This window comes from Treponema sp. OMZ 906 (assembly GCF_024181185.1).
GTDB lineage: Bacteria > Spirochaetota > Spirochaetia > Treponematales > Treponemataceae > Treponema.
The window spans coordinates 128,700-149,805 of sequence record NZ_CP051196.1 but is presented as its reverse complement, the minus strand read 5'-3'; the positions used below and the strand labels follow the sequence as shown (position 1 = coordinate 149,805).

The following is a 21,106-nucleotide window of genomic DNA, read 5'->3' as shown; positions in this document are numbered from 1 at the left end:
AAAGTTCCTTAAGATAAAACAAATAAGCTCTCGCTTAATACGGAAGCTTTCCCCGGAAACCTACAGAAAGTACCGGTAGGCTACAACTTTTATACTAATTTTGATTAAGGGCATTATTGCATAAACACCCTTTTATTGTATCGGCACAATACCCCAAAAACTTGAATATATCAAATCGGTTGAGGCATGAACATCAAACGGAAACAACTTTTTTTACATCGGGATAGGATTCTTTTAATTGAGCTTCGATGCCGGACTTTAACGTCATCAAAGCCATTGGGCAAGAACCGCAAGCCCCTTTCAATCGGACGGAAACGACACCATCATCAGACATTGAGACAAATTCCACATCGCCCCCATCAGCCTGCAAATGAGGACGAATACCGTCCAGAGCCTTTTGAATTTGATCGACTGTAACCATACTTCCTCCTTTTTTACGCACGCAGAATGCGCTTATCATTATAATTATAGCATATTATATAATAGAAATCTTTATAGAGTAAACATCTCTAAAACATCCGATTGTTAAAAGAGTCCTAATACGCTATAACCGTATCTAGCGGCAATAGTTACAGATTAAGCAGCTTTTATACTATAAGTGCGGTTAATAGTTAATATGAGAAGCAATCTATCGTAAAAGCTGCGCGGGCGAGCGTTAAGAAATAGCTACGGCAGCCTTCATCCTTATCCTATAATCACAAGCCATTTCACTCAGCAGCTCATCATGGGTGATAATGACAACGGTTTTTCCCGCCTGTGCAAGCGCATCAACCCACTGCACCATACTTAAAAGACCTTCGCCGTCCATACCGCTGGTCGGCTCATCAAACACAAAGAGCTGTGCTTCCGAGCAATACGCCGCGGCAATTACCACCCGCTGCTTTTCTCCGCCGGATAGTGACGCAGGATGCCGGTTCCGTACCGCCTGCAAGCGGAACAGCTCAAGCGCTTCTTCTGCTCGTTTCTTTATGTTTTGAGACGGTTCCCGTCCCAACAGCAGCTCATTGATCACGCTGTCGGAGTACAGCTGATAATCGGCATCCTGCATCACAAAATAGCTCATTCGCCGCCGCTGTGCACACGAGAGCTTCTGTCCGTTCAGGGTAATACTACCGTTTTGTTGCCGCAGGAGTCCGCACAGTACCTTGCACAGGGTAGTTTTACCGGCGCCGTTTTCTCCGGTCAGTGCAGTAATACTCCCCTGCGGAAACGTAAGGCTGATATTTCGTATACCGCATTCCATTGCTCGGCTGGAACCATCTGCGCCGCGACATTCCGTATACCGTCCGTTCCGGTATAAATACGTTACATTCGACACACATAAAGCAGTTTGCGATGCATCCGGCTCTATTTTTGCCGCTTCCGGTAATTTTACAACCGGATCCGGTGTTGACGTTTCTACTGCTGCTCTTTTCGGTGTTTCGTTTAGTGCGGCGCTTTCAGGTTGTCCTATCACTTCCGTTGTATGAATGTTATTTGTTCGCAAAGATAAGTTCGCCATACCGGGATACCGGAAGCCGAACTGCCGTAACTCACCTTCCTGCAGACGGCAAAACTCATCTGCTGTCCACCGGTGTGCAGCCCTGCCGTTTTCGATATGCAAAAATGAATCTGCAATTCCTAAAAATGTGTGCAGCCGGTGCTCACTGATGATAATCGTCGTTCCCCGCTTTTTAATCTCCGCCAAAAGACCGGTAAGAATTTCGATACCATCCGCATCCAAATTGGAAACAGGTTCGTCTAAGATCAAGATTTGAGGCGATAAAATAAGCGCTGCAGCAATCGCTACCCGTTGTTTTTGCCCTGCTGACAGTGTATCAACGGTTCGGCATAACAGCGGCTCTATGTTAAGAAGTGCAGCCGCTTCTCGTACCTTTTCTTTCACGTACATCGGCTCCAGTCCGATATTCTCTGCGGAAAACGCAATTTCATCCTGCACACTGTTCATAAAAAATTGACTGCGCGGGTCTTGAAACACAACCCCGAATGTTTGCACTCGCTGCTCAGGCGGCATAGACGCAGGTTCTCTCCCGGCAACCAGCACCGAACCATGCAGTGTTCCCTCGTAAAATGCCGGAGCTAAACCATTGATCAGCCTCAACACGGTACTTTTTCCCGCTCCCGATTTTCCGCACAAAACAACGCATTCCCCGTCCCGTATATCGAAGGACATGCCCTCAATGCAAGCATCCTGCCGGTTGTCAGCGGACCCCGTTTCCCCATAACAAAACGATACATCACAAAACGTAATCATAGACATCGCAACCGTATTTTATACAATGGCAATCAACACCATCACAACACCGTATAATCCAACGGTAAGATAATCGTAGATGGATAACGGAACGGAATACATGCTGCTTCGTTTTTGGGGAGCGTCCAAACCGCGCAGTTCCGCCGTTGCACCCAATTCTGCCGACAGCTTTAAACAGCGAACGGTAAACGGTACAAAAAAACTTTCATACACAATAACCGGATGACGGACATAATCATACCACTGTGGAAACAAACCTCTTGCCTTAATCCCCTCCCGAATCGCCGCCATTTCTTTCCGCAGTACCGGAAAAAAGCGCATCATCATGCAGAGCATAATCGTCACGGACTTAGGAATGTGCAGGCTTTGCCAGCTTGCCATCAGCCTGCTCGGATTGCTTTTTACAATGGCGGCAGCAAACGTCACGAGCGGAATTGAGCGAGCAAAGGTATGCAGGATTACATAGAGCAGCGCTGTATGCGGCGCACAGATCCGGGCAAGTACTTGGAGAATAGTATAGAAAAAGCACAAACGCCACGCAGTCTGCACTTCCTTCACCTGCAGCAGATAACAGCCTGCCAGTAGGCACAGGCAATGCATTTGTCCGATCCGCTCGTAGAAAAACCAAACAACCGTGGCGCACAGCATAACAGCAAGGTGTGTTCGAGGGTCGAGATTTCGCACTGACTTTACGCTAACTTTGCTTTTTTAATATGTTTTTTGAAAAACAGCATACCGACCCAAAATCCTACAGCCGCAAGTGCCGCCGAAATCAAACCGATAAGCAGCATCATATCGAGCGAACCGTAAAAGCGAATCAATACTTGCTTGCCTTCTTCGGTATATGAATCACCTAAGCTCTTCAAATACCGCTCTTTAAAAAAGAACAGCGGAATTGCACTACCCCATGCGTACAGCGTCCAATATACCACATAGCCGATACCGTTCCGCACCGGATTTTTGTAGGTATTATTGCCCAGCATCAAAAGCTCGCAGATGAGACCTACTGCAAGCATCACTGCAGAAAACCATGCCGAGCCGAACGCAGCCATCATCAATCCGCAAAAAATTGCCGTTACAAGGAATGTTCCGTGTTTCGCCGTTTTGTTTGACATAACAATGTAGAGCGGTGCGCAGAAAAAAGCCATCACGCCGACGTAAAAAAGGTAATCGAGTGCGGGCGTTGCCGCTATTGTCATCACCATCTTAACGATAACCATAATCACCAGCATCGCGATATTAAAAATCGAAAGTGTGATAATATCCTTTAACCGCAGCCGTGCTGAACCGTCTGTTTTTACTTCCATATTAGTTCCTCCTCTTGAGTTAACATCTGCTAACTCAAGAGAATACTATAGCGGCAATGAACAGCTGTTTTCCACTCCATTCAGTCAAAACCTATCCAAAAAGCCGTGAAAATTGGCCAGGGTAAACGCATCAGGCTGTTTTTTTAATATCCCCGCAGAAAAATTGAGACTATTCAACCAGAACTGCCATGGATGGCAGTAGTTCCATACAGTAGCGATGTTTTGTGCACGCACAAAACTCGCCTTCAACTGATGTACATGGACGTACAACAGTTGAAGATGGTTCAAATGGTCTCACAGTCTCAATTTTTCCGCGATTTTTATCTATTCTGCCTGATGCGTTTACCCCTTTGATGGAAAAATGTGCGAAATTTTATGCAAAATTTCGCACAGAAGAGAGGCTTGAAGATAAACCTTCCGTTAGCCTTTTGAAATAGATGGTACAGATGCTAGGAGCGCACAAAAAAACACCCGCAGGCACGACAAAGAATGAACATCCGTGTACATTCTTTGTCTGCGAGTTCGCAGTGCGAACTCGATTCCGTTTGAAACCACTGCCATCCTTGGCAGTTTTGATACGTCGATGATTTTCAAAAGCGGCATGGATGCCGTCGGTTCTAAGCAACAGCGATGTTTTTTGCTTTGCAAAAAAACTCGCGTGCAAATTTTGACACGGAAGTCAATTCAGAACGGACAAGGATGTCCGTGGTATTAGACAGACGCGATGTTTTGACGTAAGGCAAAACTCGCAGTCAAAAATGTACAAGGATGTACATTTTTGACGTTGCGTTAGGGATTGCAGCGATAGCCTTTTTGCTGCCAGAAGAAGTCACATGCAGTTTTCGACGTGAGGAGAAACACTGCTGAAATGATACAAACGCAGCAAAAAGCTATAAGCGTAAAGCCCGACGGGAACCGGAACGCCCAAAATAATTATCCATTACAAAGTATCAATTATAAATTATTCCGGCGGTATTCCCGCGGAGAACATCTGAATGTATTCTTAAAAGCGGAAGAAAACTTATTCGGGTTTTCGTATCCAATTAGGGAGGCAATTTCCGTAATTGATTTTTCCGTAGTGTGTAATAACTGCGCCGCTTTTTGCATTTTGTATTCTTTTTGAAAAGCATAAATCGGTTTTCCGTACACTGCTTTAAAACAGTCTTTCATTACCGTTAAACCGATACCGTATTTTTGCGACAAATCTTTTAACCGCGGATTTTCGCTCCAGTGTTCCGTAATATCAGCTTTAATCGCTTTTATCTTTTTTATATATACTCCTGAAAAACAGGTATGTGCCGCAGACTGCTTTTGCGGTTTATAGTGCTGCAATAAAAACAACAGCTCTAAAACTTTCAGCCGCAGGTAGCCGTTTGTTGTATCAGAGGAAAAGCGGCAATCTTGGGATGCTTCATATAATTCATTGAATATACGGAGCAGCATTGGCGGTGTTTTAATAACTGCGCATTTATTGTCAGGGCAGCAGTTTTGCTGTAGTGCCGCTAGGTCAATGGATATGCCTTCGATAATATTCTGAAAAACCATACCTGTCTTTTTGACATCGATAATGATTGTGCAGCCGGTGTAATATCCTAACGGGAAAAAAGGCTTTTCCGTTTGAGCTTCCAGAATGCCGATCGCGCAATCATCGTCTCCAAGGTAGGTAAAGTAACCGCTTTTATATTCGCATTCAAACCTGCCTGATTTGCAATAGGCTATTTCTAGAATATTCGGTACCGGCTCTTTTCGGTAATCACATGAGGACGCTTCAAAAGTTGTAAGTGCATAATCAACTCCTGAGAATAAATGAAAGGTTTTCATACGCCCGTTCGGTGTATCGCAGTTGATAGCGTATTCCGTTATCAAATTGGTATTAGATACAATAGCGGCGCGTGTTCCGTGCCATTCGGTTGCGTGTACACAAGATGTCATATTAGGCCTTCAATTTTTTTAAGAGTATATACAATCTCTATATATGTCAATAAAAAATGAATTTAAAAAACTTTACTCTTGCAATCAAAAACCGTTTCCTGTATAATTTATAATCTTGCTTATAGGCAGTTTACGAAAATTGATATTTTTTAATTGCCGGTTTTTTGACGTAGAAATCTATAGAAATGAGGTAGAAGAATTATGAGTAGTGATATTTCAAAAATGAGAAATATCGGTATAAGTGCGCATATCGATTCGGGAAAAACAACCCTTTCAGAGCGTATCTTGTTTTATTGCGACCGTATTCATACCATTCATGAGGTACGCGGAAAAGACGGTGTCGGCGCCGTTATGGACAATATGGAATTGGAACGGGAGCGCGGTATCACCATTCAGTCCGCATCGACACAGGTAAAATGGAAAGATCACACCATTAACGTTATCGACACTCCCGGACACGTCGACTTTACCATCGAGGTTGAACGTTCCCTGCGCGTTTTGGATGGCGCTATTTTGGTACTGTGTTCCGTTGCCGGCGTACAGTCTCAATCTATCACCGTTGACCGCCAGTTGAAACGCTACCATGTCCCGCGTATCGCCTTTGTCAACAAGTGCGATAGAACCGGCGCCAACCCGTTAAAGGTACGGATGCAGCTGCGCGAAAAGCTCGGCCTGAACGCCTATATGATGCAGCTCCCGATCGGACTTGAAGATAAACTTGAAGGCGTTATCGACCTCGTAACGATGAAAGCGCTGTATTTTGAAGGAGACAGCGGTACCGAACTCCGTGTTGCCGAAATTCCTGCTCATCTTTTGGATGAAGCAAAAAAGTACCGCGAAGAAATGATTGATGCAGCTTCCATGTTCTCCGATGAGCTTGCGGAAGCATACCTCGAAGGAGCCGAAACGGAAGAGATGATCCGTGCAGCGGTACGCGCCGGTACGTTAAAAGAAGCTTTTGTACCGGTGTTCCTCGGTTCAGCCTATAAAAACAAAGGTATCCAGCCATTGCTCGATGCTGTAACGTACTACTTGCCCAATCCGACAGAGATTACCAACAAGGCACTCAATTTGGATAAAAACGAAGAGCCGGTTGTATTGACTTCCAACCCTGACGATCCGGTTGTTTCACTCGGCTTTAAGCTGGAAGACGGAAAATACGGTCAGTTGACGTATGTGCGTATCTATCAGGGAACGCTAAAAAAGGGCGGCGAACTGTACAATACCCGTTCACGTAAAAAGTTTAAGGTCGGACGTCTTGTCCGTATGAACTCCGCCGAAATGGAAGATATTACCGAAGGCGGCCCGGGAGACATCGTCGCGCTCTTCGGTATCGAATGCGCATCAGGCGATACGTTCTGCGGCGGAGACCTTAACTACGCGATGAGCTCGATGTTCGTGCCGGATCCGGTTATTTCGCTGTCGGTTACCCCCAAAGATAAGAAATCCGCCGACCAAATGGGCAAGGCGTTGAACCGCTTTACCAAAGAAGACCCCACGTTCCGCACGTATGTAGACCCCGAATCGAACGAAACGATTATTCAGGGTATGGGCGAACTTCACTTGGATGTATACATTGAACGAATGCGCCGCGAATACAAGTGCGAAGTAGAAACCGGTATGCCGCAGGTTGCCTACCGCGAAGCGATCAGCCAGCGTGCGGACTTTAACTACACCCATAAAAAGCAGACGGGCGGTTCCGGTCAGTTCGGCCGTGTTGCAGGCTTTATCGAACCTACCTCCGAGCAAGACTACGAGTTTGTCGATCAGATTAAGGGCGGCGCCATTCCTTCGGAATTTATTCCGTCTTGCGATAAGGGCTTTAGAGCGGCCGTTAAGAAGGGCACGCTGATCGGCTTCCCGATTGTCGGCGTACGGGTTACCATCAACGACGGTCAAACACACCCGGTAGACTCTTCCGATATGGCATTCCAAGCTGCAGCTATCGGCGCTTTCCGCGAAGCGTATAAAAAAGCCAATCCGATTGTGCTTGAACCGATTATGAAGGTTTCTATTGAAGGCCCGCAGGAATTCCAAGGAAATATCTTTGGACTTATTAACCAACGTCGTGGTATAATATTAGCATCCACTGAGGATGAACAGTTTACCCGTGTCGATGCGGAAGTCCCGTTAAGCGAAATGTTCGGTTTTTCAACCATTTTGCGCTCTTCAACGCAGGGTAAAGCTGAATACTCAATGGAATTTGCGAAGTACGGCAAAGCTCCCCAGAGTGTTACGGAAGCATTAATTAAAGCGTATGAAGAAAAACGCAAAGCGGAACAACAAAAATAGGAGGCGGGAAATGGTTAAAGAGGATTTAATCGAACGCAGCGCTGTTCGTAATTTTGAAAAAGCGCTCGGAGGGGCGTTACAGCCGGGAGAAATCGGCATTGTAACGGCTAAAAGAGGCGTTGGAAAAACTTCCATGCTGGTTCAGCTCGGATTGGATCAGTTGCTGCAAGGTAAACCGATTGTACATATCTCGTTCAGTCAGCAAACCGATTATGCCATTACATGGTATAACAATATGTTCGACGAAACAGCTGAGAAAAAACACCTTGAAAAAGCTGCCGAATTAAAATCTGAGGTTATCGCACGGCGTATTGTTCTTAATTTTAATCAAGATATCGTGCGTACAACCCAGATTATCAAAACCGTAAAAGCACTATTTGAAATCGGTTCCAAACCTTCCGCACTGATGATCGACGATTTTGATTTTTCAAAAGCGGTACCTGAAGCGATCCAGCAAATAAAAGCTTTTGCAAAAGAGACCGGCATGTTTGTTTGGTATACAGCTTCCGCAGACGTACGCGAAAAGGTTATCCACCCTGATCTGAAACCGTATGCTAATGATCTTGATGTTATCCTGTATTTGGAACCCGCACCGGAAGCAGTTAAAATCTATGCGCTAAAAGCCCGTGGCAAAGCAGACTTTGATACCGGCTGCAAGCTTGATACCAAAACGATGTTGTTAGCGGAAAAATAATTTTCCTTATAGCTCCAGCTAAGCGCACCGAGGCCATAAAGGCTATCGAAAAGCCCTGTCGATTATATCGGCAGGGCTTTTTTTATGCAGTGACCATTTGAACCAACAGTTCAACTCTGGTTGAGCAGCCTCTCTTCTGCTGCGGGGTTGTTAAAAAATGTCTGATGCGTTTGCCCCGTCCATTTTTGTTTTCCTCTTGACTCTTGGGGGGGGGGGGTATTATGGAAGAGAAGTTCTAAACATGAACCAACTCCATCGTTTGGAACACCTTAACAAAAGAGGAGGGCAAAAATGCCGAATACGACAAAACGTCCGGCAGGAAAAAATCATCCTGCGGATATCCAAACTGCCAATAACAGAGTAAAAAAATACATCTCCATTATAAGCGCTATTTTATTACTCTGTGCCGTTATTGGATGTAACGGACCCGTTAATAATCCAACACGAACACCAACTGCAAAAGGGGTGTATGCGCCGACGGATGTAAAGGCTGAACTTGACAGTAACACGGTTAATGGCATAACTATTTCGTGGACAGATACCGGCGCAGAAACCTACTGGCTGTATTACAACACACGCAACGATTCATCTACAGCTACTGTTTTAACTCGTTCGGCATATTCATCAAAGTATTCCACCACGCTATCGGCAACAGGGACGTACTATTTTTGGCTAAGAGCCGCCGACGATTTGACATCCTCAAGCAGTTTGAGCAGTTTTAGTAATGTTGCGTCATTATCGTTTACCTACACGACACTTCAAGTACCGGCGAACGTACAAGCGGAGCTTTCCACGGAAAAGCTCAATACGATTACGGTGAGCTGGACTACAACCGGAGCAAAATACTACTGGGTTTATTATGGGACAACCAATAACACGGCATCTGCCATATTATTAAGCGATACGGTTTCATCAACAAGTTATTCTAAGAGTTTTTCGGCTTCCGGTACATATTATTTCTGGGTGAAAAGCGCCGACGGCAATAAAACAGATGATAATACAAGCGCCTTTAGCTCTGTTGCTTCATATACATGGACGGAATAAAGCCCTAGGCTGTCTGTTCCGAAACGGAAGTCTCGGAACAGGTTTACTCTGCATCCTCCGGTTGAGCGGGATTTTCCGGTTGCGGAACCGAAACAACCCCGGTTGTGCCCGCCGCTTGGTTAGAGGATGCTGCCTCCGTAGAAGGAGCGGCGCCGGTGCTTGTATTTGAAACGGCAGCAGGCGGTACCGGCCGCACGGAAGCAGACTCCTGCGGAGCCGAACCGAGCAAAAGGCGTATGGTTTCGTATTCGCTTTTATGTCTCATCTTTAAGTATAACGTTTTGCTGCCGGCATTGTACGCATAGCCCGAAGAATTATACATCTCGAAGCGAGCATCGCTTCTAAAGGGGATGCCATACATTTCTATCCGGTAGAAAGGCCTAATACCGTGCAAGGTAAGATAGTGAGATTGCCCTTCCGGGAATCGGATTCGTAATACTAAGGTTTTTGAAGTGTTTTCTAAAACCTCGATGTTCTGTGCGCATGTCCATGCCCAAATACCGGCCTCCGCCTGTAAAGCAAGTGACTGGGCATGGGGATACCAACTGTTATCCGGCTTCAGCAGAGGATAGAGCGTGCCGACATCCAGCACATCACTGTCATCGGCCGTAATTACCAACTGTGTCGATTTACTGCCGGTTACGGTAAGTCCTACGGGCAACCCGGCCAATTCACCTGAGTATCTTAATAAAGAAGTTACCAGCATTCGTGCAACGGATTGCCATACCGAAGATTGCTCCGTTCCGTATCGCATCAATATCCGTGCAGAAGCTAAAGCGGCAACGCTGTCGATATACGTACCGTCATTACTCATGTACAACCCTTCATCGATCAACAACAGAGCATCGGTAATTTTTTTCTCGCACACTGGCAGCAAATCTTCAAACAACGTTTTCCGTTCGGGGTAGTAATGCGTACAATCGAGCCATACTTCCAACACGCCCGCAGCCTGCCGTGCATTAAGCTGTGCAACATCCATCTTCTCTATCAACCGGAATAAACCTTCTATGCTGCGCCTAGAGCCGCGGTCGGTTAAAAACGGTATTAAGCCGTCTTGTTCAAAAATTTCAAGCGAATTATCCGTGATAAGCGCGGCGTACCGTTCCCTTTTTTTTGCATCGTCGGCAATCAATCCTACATGAGTTTCCTGCACATTATCATAAAAAGGATTTGAAAGGTATGTCCGTACGTTTCGTGCAAGCGTTTGAGCAGGGGCTGTTTCCATCGTTCCGGCAAATTTACCGCGCTGCCCCATCTCGGCAATATATGCTATCAACGTTTTCTCCGTTATCCGTTTAGACGAAAGTGCCTGCGTCCCTGCATGAACAACCGCCGAGGAAAAACTATTAAGCGCTGCCGTATAAGATTCCGCAGAAGCCTGTACCATCGATGGGATGGTTGTGATATCCAATTCTTCAAGCGGCAAATAGGTTTTGTAAGAGGCAAACGGTTGCCCCTTGGCAAGCACCAAATGAGGTTCTTCGAACTGTGCCGCCGTATCCTCTCCATCCGTGTCAAAACCGAAACTGCCGGTAAACGTATACTGCTTTTTACCGGAACGCACAAAAATCTTACCGTCTGCACGTTCAATACCGGCATTTTGAGTAATCTTCCATGGGAGCAATATTCTTTTTATTCCTTCGGGAAGTACAGCTTCGACCATGAGACTGTCAACATCGCCGCGTCTTTCTGAAAAAAATGAAATAACAACATCATCCGAACAATGTACCGAAAATCGCGCTTCCGCCTCATAAAATTGATATGCCAAAACGCGCAACGCAGAAGTGATATCCCCTTCGTCCACGGCATACACGGGATTTTGCTCACTGATATATAAATTCAGCCCATTCGAGACGACATGAAGGGGTAAAAGAGGAATCATTTTGCCCGACTCGGCACGTTCCTGCCTGCCCGTAACGGTCATAGACCCTAACGTTAAAGAGAAAGTTTGCCCTTTGGTAAACTGAAGAACAAAAATACCGAAAATAACACTACAATAAAGGACGGTATATGCAACTATTCTACCTGCAATATGCTTCATACGCTGTTAGTCTAATAAAAGGGGATAATAATTGCAACAGTAAAACCGCCACGGCTGACGGAAAGTTTTCTTATGATATACTGCTGTTGAAACCGTTTAACATAACCGCTAGACCAGATTGGAAAACTTGGGTAGACTAGCGGGGTTATGCAAAAGCGAAAGGCTTTGAGCAGTTTCTTTAGTTTTAGTTAATCACCGTTCCGTAGGAGTCTTCATGAAACATTTGTATAGAAGTATTTCAAAAAAAACCGTATGTATCTACCTTATAATCGGTATGCTTTTCTGTTTAAGCGCACAGGGAGCAAAGCCTCATACACAATCCAATCGGCAAGGGACCGAAAAATCCGCACGCTCCGACAATAAGGCGGAAGCCAAGGAGGAAATTCCACCGCGAGTCATATTCGGACAACAATTAAGTGCATTGTTAAGCGAGCAAAAATGGGATGAAGCTATCGCACTTTTTGACACTTTACCCGAAGAAGACAGAGTTTCTCTTTCCATACGGAATTTAAAGGTAGCCGTACTCATTTCAACCGGCCGGATAAAGGACGCGGAAGCAACGGCAAAAGCATTGGAAAAGCAATATCCCAGCGACCTCAATGTACTGTATACCATGACAATGGTTGCTCAAGCAAAAAACGACAAAAAAATGCGAAGAACATATTTAAAAAAGATATTAAAACTCGATCCCGATAACATACAGGCATTACAAGAAGAGGGCGTCGATTTATACGATCAGAGAAGCTATAAAGAAGCAGGAAAGATATTCAACAAAATTTTGCAAAAACATCCGAATGATATTCAAGCGCTTATTTGGTGTGGAAAGGTTTATTATTTAGATAACAAGATGCCGGAGGCGGAGCAATGCTACACAACAGTCTTGAAGTATCAGCCGAAGAACAGCCTTGCAATTGCCGAATTGGCGCGGATAAAATCGGAGACAAATCGTATGGCGGAAGCTATTGCGGATATACAAAAAGCAACCGAATTGGAACCCGATGCCGCTCCGCATTGGACGGATCTCGGTTCTTATAATCTACAAATAGGGAGAAAAGAAGAAGCTCGTGCCGCATTTAAGCGTGCAATCGAACTTGTCCCCGATTCCTATTTTGTTCATATTTACCTTGCAGGATTAAATGACGACCTCGGCAACAAAGAAGACGCGATAAAGCACTACAAAAAAGTAACCGAACTCTACCCGCAATATTATTATGCGTATGAAGGACTCGGGATTTTATTGTTTGAAAAAAACGATTGGGAAGGCGCCCGCGCGGCCTTTGTGAATGCCCTGCGCTATGCTCCTACGAATACCTATTATGCGTTATCCGCAACGGTATGCAGCTATAAACTGAATAAAAAAGCGGAAGCAAAAGATTTTATGTCAAAATATCTTAAAACGATAGACCGTACAAAGCGCGAAACCGATTACTATCTTTGCCGCCTTTTTGTCGACTTTGCAGGCGATAGCGATGTCAATAATCGTATTACAAAAGAAAAGGACGAAACGGAGCGTTTACGCAAGTTCTTCTATTTAGCCGAATTCTACCGACTTGCAGGAAAAGGTCATCTTGCCGAAAAGTTCCTGCTCGAAATTAAGACTACCCCAACCCCGACCTTTTTTGAATATCGACTTGCAATAAGTGAACTCACTACAAATCCTGATACCTCTACAAAAAAATAGGATAAGTCTATGAATCAAACATTGAAACGCATTACTTTAAATGATAAAGAAATCATCCTACTTGGAACGGCGCATATTTCAAAAGAAAGCATCGATGATGTTGAGCGATGTATTCACGATGAACACCCCGACTGCGTTTGTGTAGAATTGGATGAACAGCGATACAAAGCGCTTACCGATGAAAAGCGGTGGCAGGAACTCGATATTGTCGAAGTGCTGAAAACCGGAAAAGGTTTTTTGCTGCTTGCTAATCTCGTGCTTGCTGCTTTTCAGAAACGGATCGGCGCCGATGTCGGGGTTAAGCCGGGGGATGAAATGAAGGCGGCTATTACCGCCGCAAAAGAACTTTCGATTAAAACGGAACTTGTCGACCGGCCGATTCACATCACGCTCAAACGGGCATGGGCAAAGAACAACTTGTGGGGTAAGTCGAAGCTTTTGGCAACACTGCTTAGCAGCGCTTTTTCTACCGAAAAACTCAGCGCGGATGAAATTGAAGCGCTGAAAGACAAAAGCGAAATGGACAGCATGATGGCGGAAATGGCGGAATATTTGCCGCAAGTAAAAGAAGCCCTCATCGACGAGCGCGATCGCTATTTGGCGACAAAAATATGGAATGCGGCAGGAAAGAAAACCGTTGCGGTACTGGGAGCAGGACACCTTGAAGGCACCGCCGCCTATCTTGAAAAACTGCAAAACGGAACAGCGCCGAATGATGTAAGCGATATCGCAGACGTACCACCGAAGAGCGGTTTTGCAAAAATTTCCGGCTGGATACTCCCGGCGCTGATTGTGCTGCTTATTGCAGCGGGATTTATGAAAGGCGGCGTCGCAGCGTCAAGCGCGTTGCTGGTACGCTGGCTGCTCTGGAACGGAAGCCTTGCCGCACTCGGAACACTGCTCGCACTTGGTCATCCGTTAAGCATCATTACCGGCTTCTTAGGCGCCCCGCTCGCAACCCTTAACCCGTTTATCGGCGTCGGCTTATTTACCGGTATTGTTCAAGCATGGGTGCGAAAACCGCAGGTCGCCGACATGGAAAACCTAACCACCGATGTAACGAGCATTAAGGGATGGTATAAAAACAAAATAGCGCACATCCTGCTGATCTTCTTTTTATCCAGCCTCGGCGGAGCAATCGGTAACTTTATCGCAGTCCCCGCACTGGTAAGCGGCTTATTATAAGGAAGTGTCCGGTACGATTGCCGTGGAGGAAATGATGGAATCGATTAAAAGTAAGCTCTTGTCGATGCAAGATACGGCATATAGGGATTTTAATGCAAAACTTATTCCCACCGTTGATCCGAAACTCATGATTGGGATACGGACGCCTCTTTTACGGAAATTTGCGAAAGACCTGTTTAAGACGGAACCTAAGCAGGCTGCCGCTTTTATGCAAACCCTTCCGCATCGGTATTTTGAAGAAAACAATCTTCACGCATTCCTCATCGAAAATATCAAAGACTTTGATACCGCCATAACCGAAACGGAACGGTTTTTACCGTTTATCGACAACTGGGCAACCTGTGACAGTTTTGCACCGCGCCTCTTTAAAAAATATCCCAATGAGGTATATCAAAAAATTTTGCTCTGGATACGGTCGCCCCGTACTTATACCGTCCGTTACGCCATCAATCTCTTGTTGTCGAATTACCTTGATGAGCTGTTTAAACCGGCAATGCTCGACCTTGTTGCCTCTGTAAAATCGGACGAGTATTACATCAATATGATGATTGCCTGGTATTTCAGTTTTGCGCTGATTAAACAGTACGACGCCGCGCTCCCCTATATCAAAAAGCAAACGCTTGCTCCCTTTACCCACAACAAAACCATTCAAAAAGCGATAGAGAGTCGCCGGATTTCTCCGGAAACAAAGGACTACTTACGGACGTTGAAAGTGTAACAGTAGTGCCGTATTAACCTTCGATAACCTGTATATCAAATTCCAGCTGAGGCATACACTCCGCTAAATCGCTTTGAATCCGTTTGAGCGCTTCTACACGCATTTCTACGGAAGTATTGGCATTTCCCTGAATAATAAAGATTGCGTTTTTTGTTTTGTCATCAAATTTATAGTTTTCCCCATCGCGGACATCCAACCACGCCATAATTCCTTTAAGGTCACGGTACATATAATCGGTCTTTGCAACATGCTTTTCCGTCGATAGGATAGGCAAGAACACATCTTCCTTTTTACTGACGGCAAATTCTATCTGTCCGTCTACCTTTCCAAGATCATGCCCGCCTATTGCCAAAAGCGAACGCAATGATTCGACATTATAAATGTCGATAACACTGTTGATATGCGGGATAGAACCACGGTGTTGAATGTTTCGGATAAGAGCCGGCACGGTCGGCATATATTTTTTGATGCTGCGTCCGACACTTTGCAGCATATCGGTGTATCCCTGAATGACAGGATGATAAAATATTTCATCAATATCGCACTTTAATGCCCATTCTTCCATTTCTTTTTGCTTTTTTAAAAATACATCGGATAACGGCGCCTGTGGGTCTACATTTTTTGCAATGCCGACCACAATGCTTTTAATTCCCAGTGCTGACATACTTTCGTCCACAATAAATTTCATAGCAGTTGTACCTCCATAGTTTCTATTCGGTATAAGTGAATTGATTAAACCTATTCGACAACGAAGTGATCGAACCGAACTATTATACCATTGACTTTAAGTTTTTTAAAGCCAATAATAAAAAGGGTACGTGAGCAGAAAATATGATAGATATTTGCAAAGATTTAAACGAACATCAAAAACTGGCGGTAAAAACGGATGAAAATGCCGTTGTGGCGGCGGGAGCCGGTTCGGGAAAGACGAAGGTTCTGGCAAGCCGCTATGTATACCTGATTACCGAAAAAAACTATCAGGTTGAACATATCCTTGCCCTCACCTTTACGGACAAGGCGGCGGCGGAAATGCACCGGCGTATCTATCGGGAGCTGCAAAAGATGTATGCGGGAACCGATGATGCGGTACAGCGGAGCCGCGCCGGCGCTGCATTGGATTCTTTTTTTAAAGCGCAAATTATGACTATCGACGCATTTTGTCATAAGATTGCCGTAACCGCATGCCGGCGCTTCGGTATCAGTCCCGATTTCACCATCGACCTTACCGAATCGAAACGGCTCGCCTATAACCTTTCGCTTGATTTTTTCCTTGAACACCGCGCGGACACAAACCTGCAATATCTGCTCGGTGATAAACCGATTACCGATTTTATCAACGACTTCTTTGTCAAAATATTAAACGATTACGTTACGGTCTCCCGCCCGATTGATTTTTCTGAGGCCTTGCAGAATCAGCTGGCCGCTGCCGAACCATTATTTACCGGCTATCGCAAACAAGCCGAACGCATTCTCGGAGATATTGCCGCTCATCTTGAAGGAACCGATAACTACATCAGCGCAGTAAAAGAAGCATACGTGCAACTCCCTGAATTCCCGTTTACACTAAACGATCCGCAGTTACCGTTCTTTCTTGAACGGCTGAAAGCAATTTGCAGCGTTAAAAAAACGATGGGTTCAAAAAAGGATGAGGACGTAAAAGCGTGCAAGGCGCTCTGCGGTGAACTGAACGAAAGCTCCGGCCGCTTGCAAAGTCTGTATCATTTTTATGCACACAAAGAGCAAATGCAAAAGATATACGCGCTTTGCAGTATTTTGCAGGAACGGTTCATTGCTGAAAAAAAGCGGAGAAGCATACTGCACTTCGGCGATATTGCGCAGCTTGCTGTTGACGCGCTCATCATCGATCCCGACTTGCGGCTTTTTTATAAAAAACAAACCCATCGGATTATGATCGATGAATTTCAGGATAATAACAGCCTGCAGCGCGACCTCTTGTTCCTGCTTGCGGAAAAAGAAGAACGTACCGGCCAATCGATACCGAAGCCGGATGAGCTGGTGCCGGATAAACTTTTCTTTGTCGGGGACGAAAAACAATCGATCTATGCGTTTCGAGGCGCCGATGTTTCGGTGTTCCGTACGCTGTCGCAGGACTTACGGCAAGGAGGAGGTTCCGCTTCGATTAACCTGCAAACAAATTACCGCACTGAACCTGAACTGCTCAACTTTTTTAACAGTGTATTTATGCGGGTCTTTTATTCGGAAACCAATCGGCCCCTTATCGGCACCGTGCCTGCATTTGAAGCGGAATTTATCCCCATCCTCAGCAGAGAGGCGGTTCCCAATTTGACACCTCAGACAGATATCTTCTTTATCGATAAAAAACGCTTTCCAAAAGGCGTCGACACCGATACCGCCTTCCTCAAACCGATTGAATGCGAGGCGTATACGCTTGCACAAAAAATAGCCGCGCTCCATGACGAACGCTACCTTGTATACGACGATGCCGCACAGTCTACCCGTCCCTGTATATGGTCGGATTTTGCCGTGCTGCTGCGCGCTTCGACGCATCAAGCAGTCTACGAGCGGTTTTTCCGTGCATTTAAAATCCCGTACATTTCCGTACAGCAAAAAGGATTGTTCCACGACGCGCCGCTCAACGATATCTGCGCCTTGCTCCGCTTAGCGGTGTATCCGCATGACAGAGCCGTGTATGCGCAAGTACTCCGCTCGCCGTTTGTCCGCCTCAGCGACCGCTCTTTTACCCGATTGATGCTGCACAGCCTTGAGCATGCCCCCCAACCGTTTGCTCCCTCCGCTGCCGCAGAACTGGACGCGGAAGACCGGCAGTACTTCTTAAATGCTTGCGCTCTTTTTGAGCGACTCCAAGGCTCTATCAAAAAAAAGAGTAATGCCGAATTGGTTACCGCACTGTGGTATGACGAAGGGTATCGATACATATTGCTTACGGAGCCGCGCTACCACCGCTATCTGGAACTATACGACTATCTTTTTGCGCTTGCGGTAAAAGCGGATGCCGCAGGGCAGAGTCTTTCGGCTTTTATCGACACACTGATTTCGTATATTCATGCGGAAGAGCGGGTTGAAGATATGGAAATTCCGCTCGAACACGGCGGCGACGCGGTTAAAATTATGACGGTGCATAAGAGCAAGGGCTTGGAGTTCCCGATTGTCTGCCTTCCCGACTGCGGCAATGCAGGAAAGTCTGAAAAGAAAGAAGGCCTGGTCTTTTTGCACAAGGATTTAGGACCGGTTATCCATTTACCGCCGGAGGCAAAAAACGATCCTTCCGCCAATATCTTTTTTGAGGAACTGCGGCAGGAAGCGAATGCCAAACACCTCGCCGAAACAAAGAGGCTTCTCTACGTCGCCGTTACGCGGGCTAAGGTTCGGCTGCTGATGAGCGGTGTGCAAGAAACCGACGGTGATATTGAGGAACTACCGGAAATGCCCCGCATTTTGGAGGAAATCCGCCAACAGCTTGTACAACCTCAGAAGGAAGAAAATAACCGAAGTTTTTTTCAGCTCTTATTACCGGCGCTATCCGGAGATATCAACTGCGTGCATTTTACGGAAGTGTTACCGCTCCCCGCCTCGGCAGTACAGCACACCACGGAAGACCGGCAGCGCTTTAATCTTGATGAAACCCGTGCCCTATACTGGCAGGCTGCGGAAAAAAACTTCCCGCTTGCGGAACCGCGCGTCATACCGGCAACTCAATTTGAAAAAGACCGGCAGTGGCTTCATTTAAGCGAAGCACCGCTTGCAATGTTTCCAAACCAGGAATTACAAGATATGGAACATTCACAAATGATGGCTCAATCTAAAACTATGAAACATACCGAATTAAATGAACATATCGAGCAGGGCGACAATACCGGTGAAAAGGATGGCGATGAGCTTTCCTCCACCGAGTTCGGAACTTTGGTGCACAAGGCGATGGAAGCCCGCTTTTTAGACCGCCCGTGTACACTGCCTGCAAAGTACGCCCGGGAAGTGGAAAAATTGTGCACCGCTTTTCTTTCTTCGCCGCTAGGACAAAAGGCGTCAGAAGCCTCATTCAGAAAGACCGAATACGGCTTTTTAACCCTCTACGAAGGAAAGCTCGTCATAGGGCAAATCGATTTGCTTTTTGAATACGAAGATACCGCGTATATCATCGATTATAAAACCGACCAAAAAATCTATCCTGAACAACATCGAAGGCAGCTTTTAATCTACAAAGCTGCCGTGGAGAATTTTTATAAAATGGAAGGGTTCGGCCAAGACACCGGCGGACAACAGTCGCCCAAATCGGTTAAAGCCTACATTTTCTATCTCCGCAGCAAAACTGCCGTTGAGGTGGTGTAAAGGCGGACGTTAGAACTTGCCGCCGCCGAGCTTAAAGCTGAGGTTATAGCCGATGGAGCCTTTACTGTGCGATGCAGGGCTCAGCGGATACGAGAATATCGGCCCGGTACTCATCTGTACAAACTTAAATATCTTCCAGTTAAGGCTGAGTGTTGTAAGCCCTTCAAGCTCACTGATTGCGAACTGCTGGAACAAATTTGCCGTCAAATCTTCCGTACCGATCTTGTTCTGGGATATTGTAAATGCGATGTAATGCTGGCCTCGATTTCCCATTGCGGCGATATTCTCGTATTTTTTGAGCGAAGGATCGGTAAAATTTTGGCTTTTCAGTGCAGCTACCGCAGTGTCCGTAATATTGTCGGCGGCCTTTGTGTTTGCATAACCGAAGCCGTTATAGTAATATTGGAATGCAAGCATGGTATGCGAGTCTGCATTTGAATACGAGCCGCCGAGCGTCGCTTGGAAAAACGGCTTGTTCTTTACCGTATACGGCGTCAGCGTGGCATCATTCTTATAATAGGTATAATCGCTGCCCCATGCAAATACGCCTTCCGCAAAGACGGCGACCTTTCCCGCGATACTGCCGGAGAGGGTTGTAATAAACCGCGGCGCCTTTTCATAGCGATACCAACCGCCGACACCCAACTCCCAGTCGCCGAACACAAACTCTGCCTTTGCAGCTCCCGCCGTATACTGCGGCTTAAACGTTTCCGTGTCGGGCAGCAAATACAACCATATATTGTACTGCGTCTTAGGAATAACAATATGCGTTCGCAGCGAAACGGGACCTTCCCGGTCTTCGGTCGGTTTTTGAGGGTCTATCCGCGAAATATTGATAACATCAGCAGGGCTGTAAAAATAGCCGGTTCCCCACTTAACCGTATGTTTTCCGAACCGGAAAAACGCAATATCCTTTGTCGAAAAATCGGTATACATCTCCCAAATTTTAAAATTCGGAGAACCGTTTACGCTCACAGGCGCTGCTAATCCGTTGGGGAATAATCCTTGTAATGCAGGCGGTAGCTGCTCTTTTCCGATTGACGCGGCTCCATTCAAGTTTTTTTCAAACGGAAATTCAAAAAGGAACTTGCCGTACAGTTTTAAGTCCTGTACCGGTCGCGCATCAAAAAAGAGATTTGCACCGATTGTCGGCCGCAGCTGTGCCACCTCAGGATTTAAAAATGCTTTTTTTGCATCGTTCTTTTTTGTGTACGGATCAGCCCATACATATTTAAGACCTAATTCAGCGTTTAACGAGCCGCCGATACGCAATTTATTGCTTTCAAGTGCGAGTGTTGCGGTTTTAAGATCGCCCGTTAGGGAAACACCGTCTTTTTGAGTTTCGGCGTTTGCCTGCTCCGGTGTTACGAGCGCTTCAGTATCACCACCGAACAGCTCATCTTCAAGACTGCCTGTTTCAGTTCCAGCCGCTTCCTGTGCGAATACGGCACTCACAAGCATCATCATAAAAAACAACGCAATTATTTTTTTCATATATACCTCTTATACACTTCTTAAAATCAACGGGCATCTCTAAAAACTTGGTAGTTTTTAAAGATGCCCTGTTATCAATTAGAACCGCAAAGCGGCGGTTCCGTTACATACAAGAAAACAGCTTTCGGCAGTGTT

At 45.9% G+C, this 21,106-nt stretch carries 15 protein-coding genes; 7 read left to right on the top strand and 8 right to left on the bottom strand.

Going from position 1 to position 21,106, the window contains the following annotated elements; all coding sequences use genetic code 11:
- Positions 1–193: 193 nt before the first annotated feature.
- The 5 genes from E4N69_RS00660 to E4N69_RS00640 form a co-directional block, all read right to left on the bottom strand.
- Positions 194–421: a NifU family protein gene (locus E4N69_RS00660; protein ID WP_162662015.1), complete on the bottom strand. Its 228-nt coding sequence runs from the start codon at positions 419–421 to the stop codon at positions 194–196.
- Between the two features lie 234 nt (positions 422–655).
- Entirely contained in the window at positions 656–2,254 is a 1,599-nt protein-coding gene (locus tag E4N69_RS00655; RefSeq protein ID WP_253824155.1) for an ABC transporter ATP-binding protein, read from the bottom strand.
- 18 nt (positions 2,255–2,272) lie between these two features.
- Positions 2,273–2,938, bottom strand: a complete 666-nt coding sequence (locus E4N69_RS00650) for an energy-coupling factor transporter transmembrane component T family protein (RefSeq protein ID WP_371922355.1) — start codon at positions 2,936–2,938, stop codon at positions 2,273–2,275.
- Between the two features lie 5 nt (positions 2,939–2,943).
- Positions 2,944–3,561: an MptD family putative ECF transporter S component gene (locus tag E4N69_RS00645; protein ID WP_253824154.1), complete on the bottom strand. Its 618-nt coding sequence runs from the start codon at positions 3,559–3,561 to the stop codon at positions 2,944–2,946.
- Between the two features lie 954 nt (positions 3,562–4,515).
- A complete protein-coding gene (locus E4N69_RS00640) occupies positions 4,516–5,493 on the bottom strand; it encodes a helix-turn-helix domain-containing protein (protein WP_253824153.1) in 978 nt (325 codons plus the stop codon).
- A 201-nt stretch (positions 5,494–5,694) separates the two neighbouring features.
- On the opposite strand from E4N69_RS00640, the gene fusA reads away from it, so the two are divergent.
- The 3 genes from fusA to E4N69_RS00625 all read left to right on the top strand — a co-directional run bounded on the left by fusA (position 5,695) and on the right by E4N69_RS00625 (position 9,523).
- Positions 5,695–7,785 (top strand): elongation factor G, encoded by a 2,091-nt coding sequence (gene fusA, locus E4N69_RS00635; RefSeq protein ID WP_162662011.1) that lies wholly within the window; start codon positions 5,695–5,697, stop codon positions 7,783–7,785.
- 10 nt (positions 7,786–7,795) lie between these two features.
- Positions 7,796–8,479, top strand: coding sequence for a hypothetical protein (locus E4N69_RS00630; protein WP_162662010.1), 684 nt, complete (start codon positions 7,796–7,798; stop codon positions 8,477–8,479).
- Between the two features lie 291 nt (positions 8,480–8,770).
- On the top strand, positions 8,771–9,523 hold the full coding sequence (locus E4N69_RS00625; protein WP_253824152.1) for a hypothetical protein: 753 nt from the start codon (positions 8,771–8,773) through the stop codon (positions 9,521–9,523).
- 43 nt (positions 9,524–9,566) lie between these two features.
- On the opposite strand, the gene E4N69_RS00620 is transcribed toward E4N69_RS00625, so the two are convergent.
- Positions 9,567–11,564: a hypothetical protein gene (locus E4N69_RS00620; RefSeq protein WP_253824151.1), complete on the bottom strand. Its 1,998-nt coding sequence runs from the start codon at positions 11,562–11,564 to the stop codon at positions 9,567–9,569.
- A gap of 214 nt (positions 11,565–11,778) precedes the next feature.
- Here E4N69_RS00620 and E4N69_RS00615 point away from each other — a divergent pair, with 214 nt between their 5' ends.
- The 3 genes from E4N69_RS00615 to E4N69_RS00605 are packed head-to-tail and all read left to right on the top strand — an operon-like array spanning position 11,779 to position 15,148.
- Positions 11,779–13,245: a tetratricopeptide repeat protein gene (locus E4N69_RS00615; protein ID WP_253824150.1), complete on the top strand. Its 1,467-nt coding sequence runs from the start codon at positions 11,779–11,781 to the stop codon at positions 13,243–13,245.
- 9 nt (positions 13,246–13,254) lie between these two features.
- On the top strand, positions 13,255–14,430 hold the full coding sequence (locus E4N69_RS00610; RefSeq protein ID WP_253824149.1) for a TraB/GumN family protein: 1,176 nt from the start codon (positions 13,255–13,257) through the stop codon (positions 14,428–14,430).
- A 22-nt stretch (positions 14,431–14,452) separates the two neighbouring features.
- Entirely contained in the window at positions 14,453–15,148 is a 696-nt protein-coding gene (locus tag E4N69_RS00605) for a DNA alkylation repair protein (protein WP_371922394.1), read from the top strand.
- 13 nt (positions 15,149–15,161) lie between these two features.
- On the opposite strand, the gene E4N69_RS00600 is transcribed toward E4N69_RS00605, so the two are convergent.
- On the bottom strand, positions 15,162–15,836 hold the full coding sequence (locus E4N69_RS00600) for a B3/B4 domain-containing protein (RefSeq protein WP_253824147.1): 675 nt from the start codon (positions 15,834–15,836) through the stop codon (positions 15,162–15,164).
- A gap of 143 nt (positions 15,837–15,979) precedes the next feature.
- On the opposite strand from E4N69_RS00600, the gene E4N69_RS00595 reads away from it, so the two are divergent.
- Positions 15,980–19,477 carry a UvrD-helicase domain-containing protein gene (locus E4N69_RS00595; RefSeq protein ID WP_253824146.1) on the top strand — a complete coding sequence of 1,166 codons (3,498 nt, stop codon included), beginning with the start codon at positions 15,980–15,982 and terminating at the stop codon, positions 19,475–19,477.
- Between the two features lie 9 nt (positions 19,478–19,486).
- Here E4N69_RS00595 and E4N69_RS00590 read toward each other — a convergent pair whose 3' ends face one another.
- Positions 19,487–20,971, bottom strand: coding sequence for a hypothetical protein (locus E4N69_RS00590; RefSeq protein WP_253824145.1), 1,485 nt, complete (start codon positions 20,969–20,971; stop codon positions 19,487–19,489).
- Between the last annotated feature and the right edge of the window lie 135 nt (positions 20,972–21,106).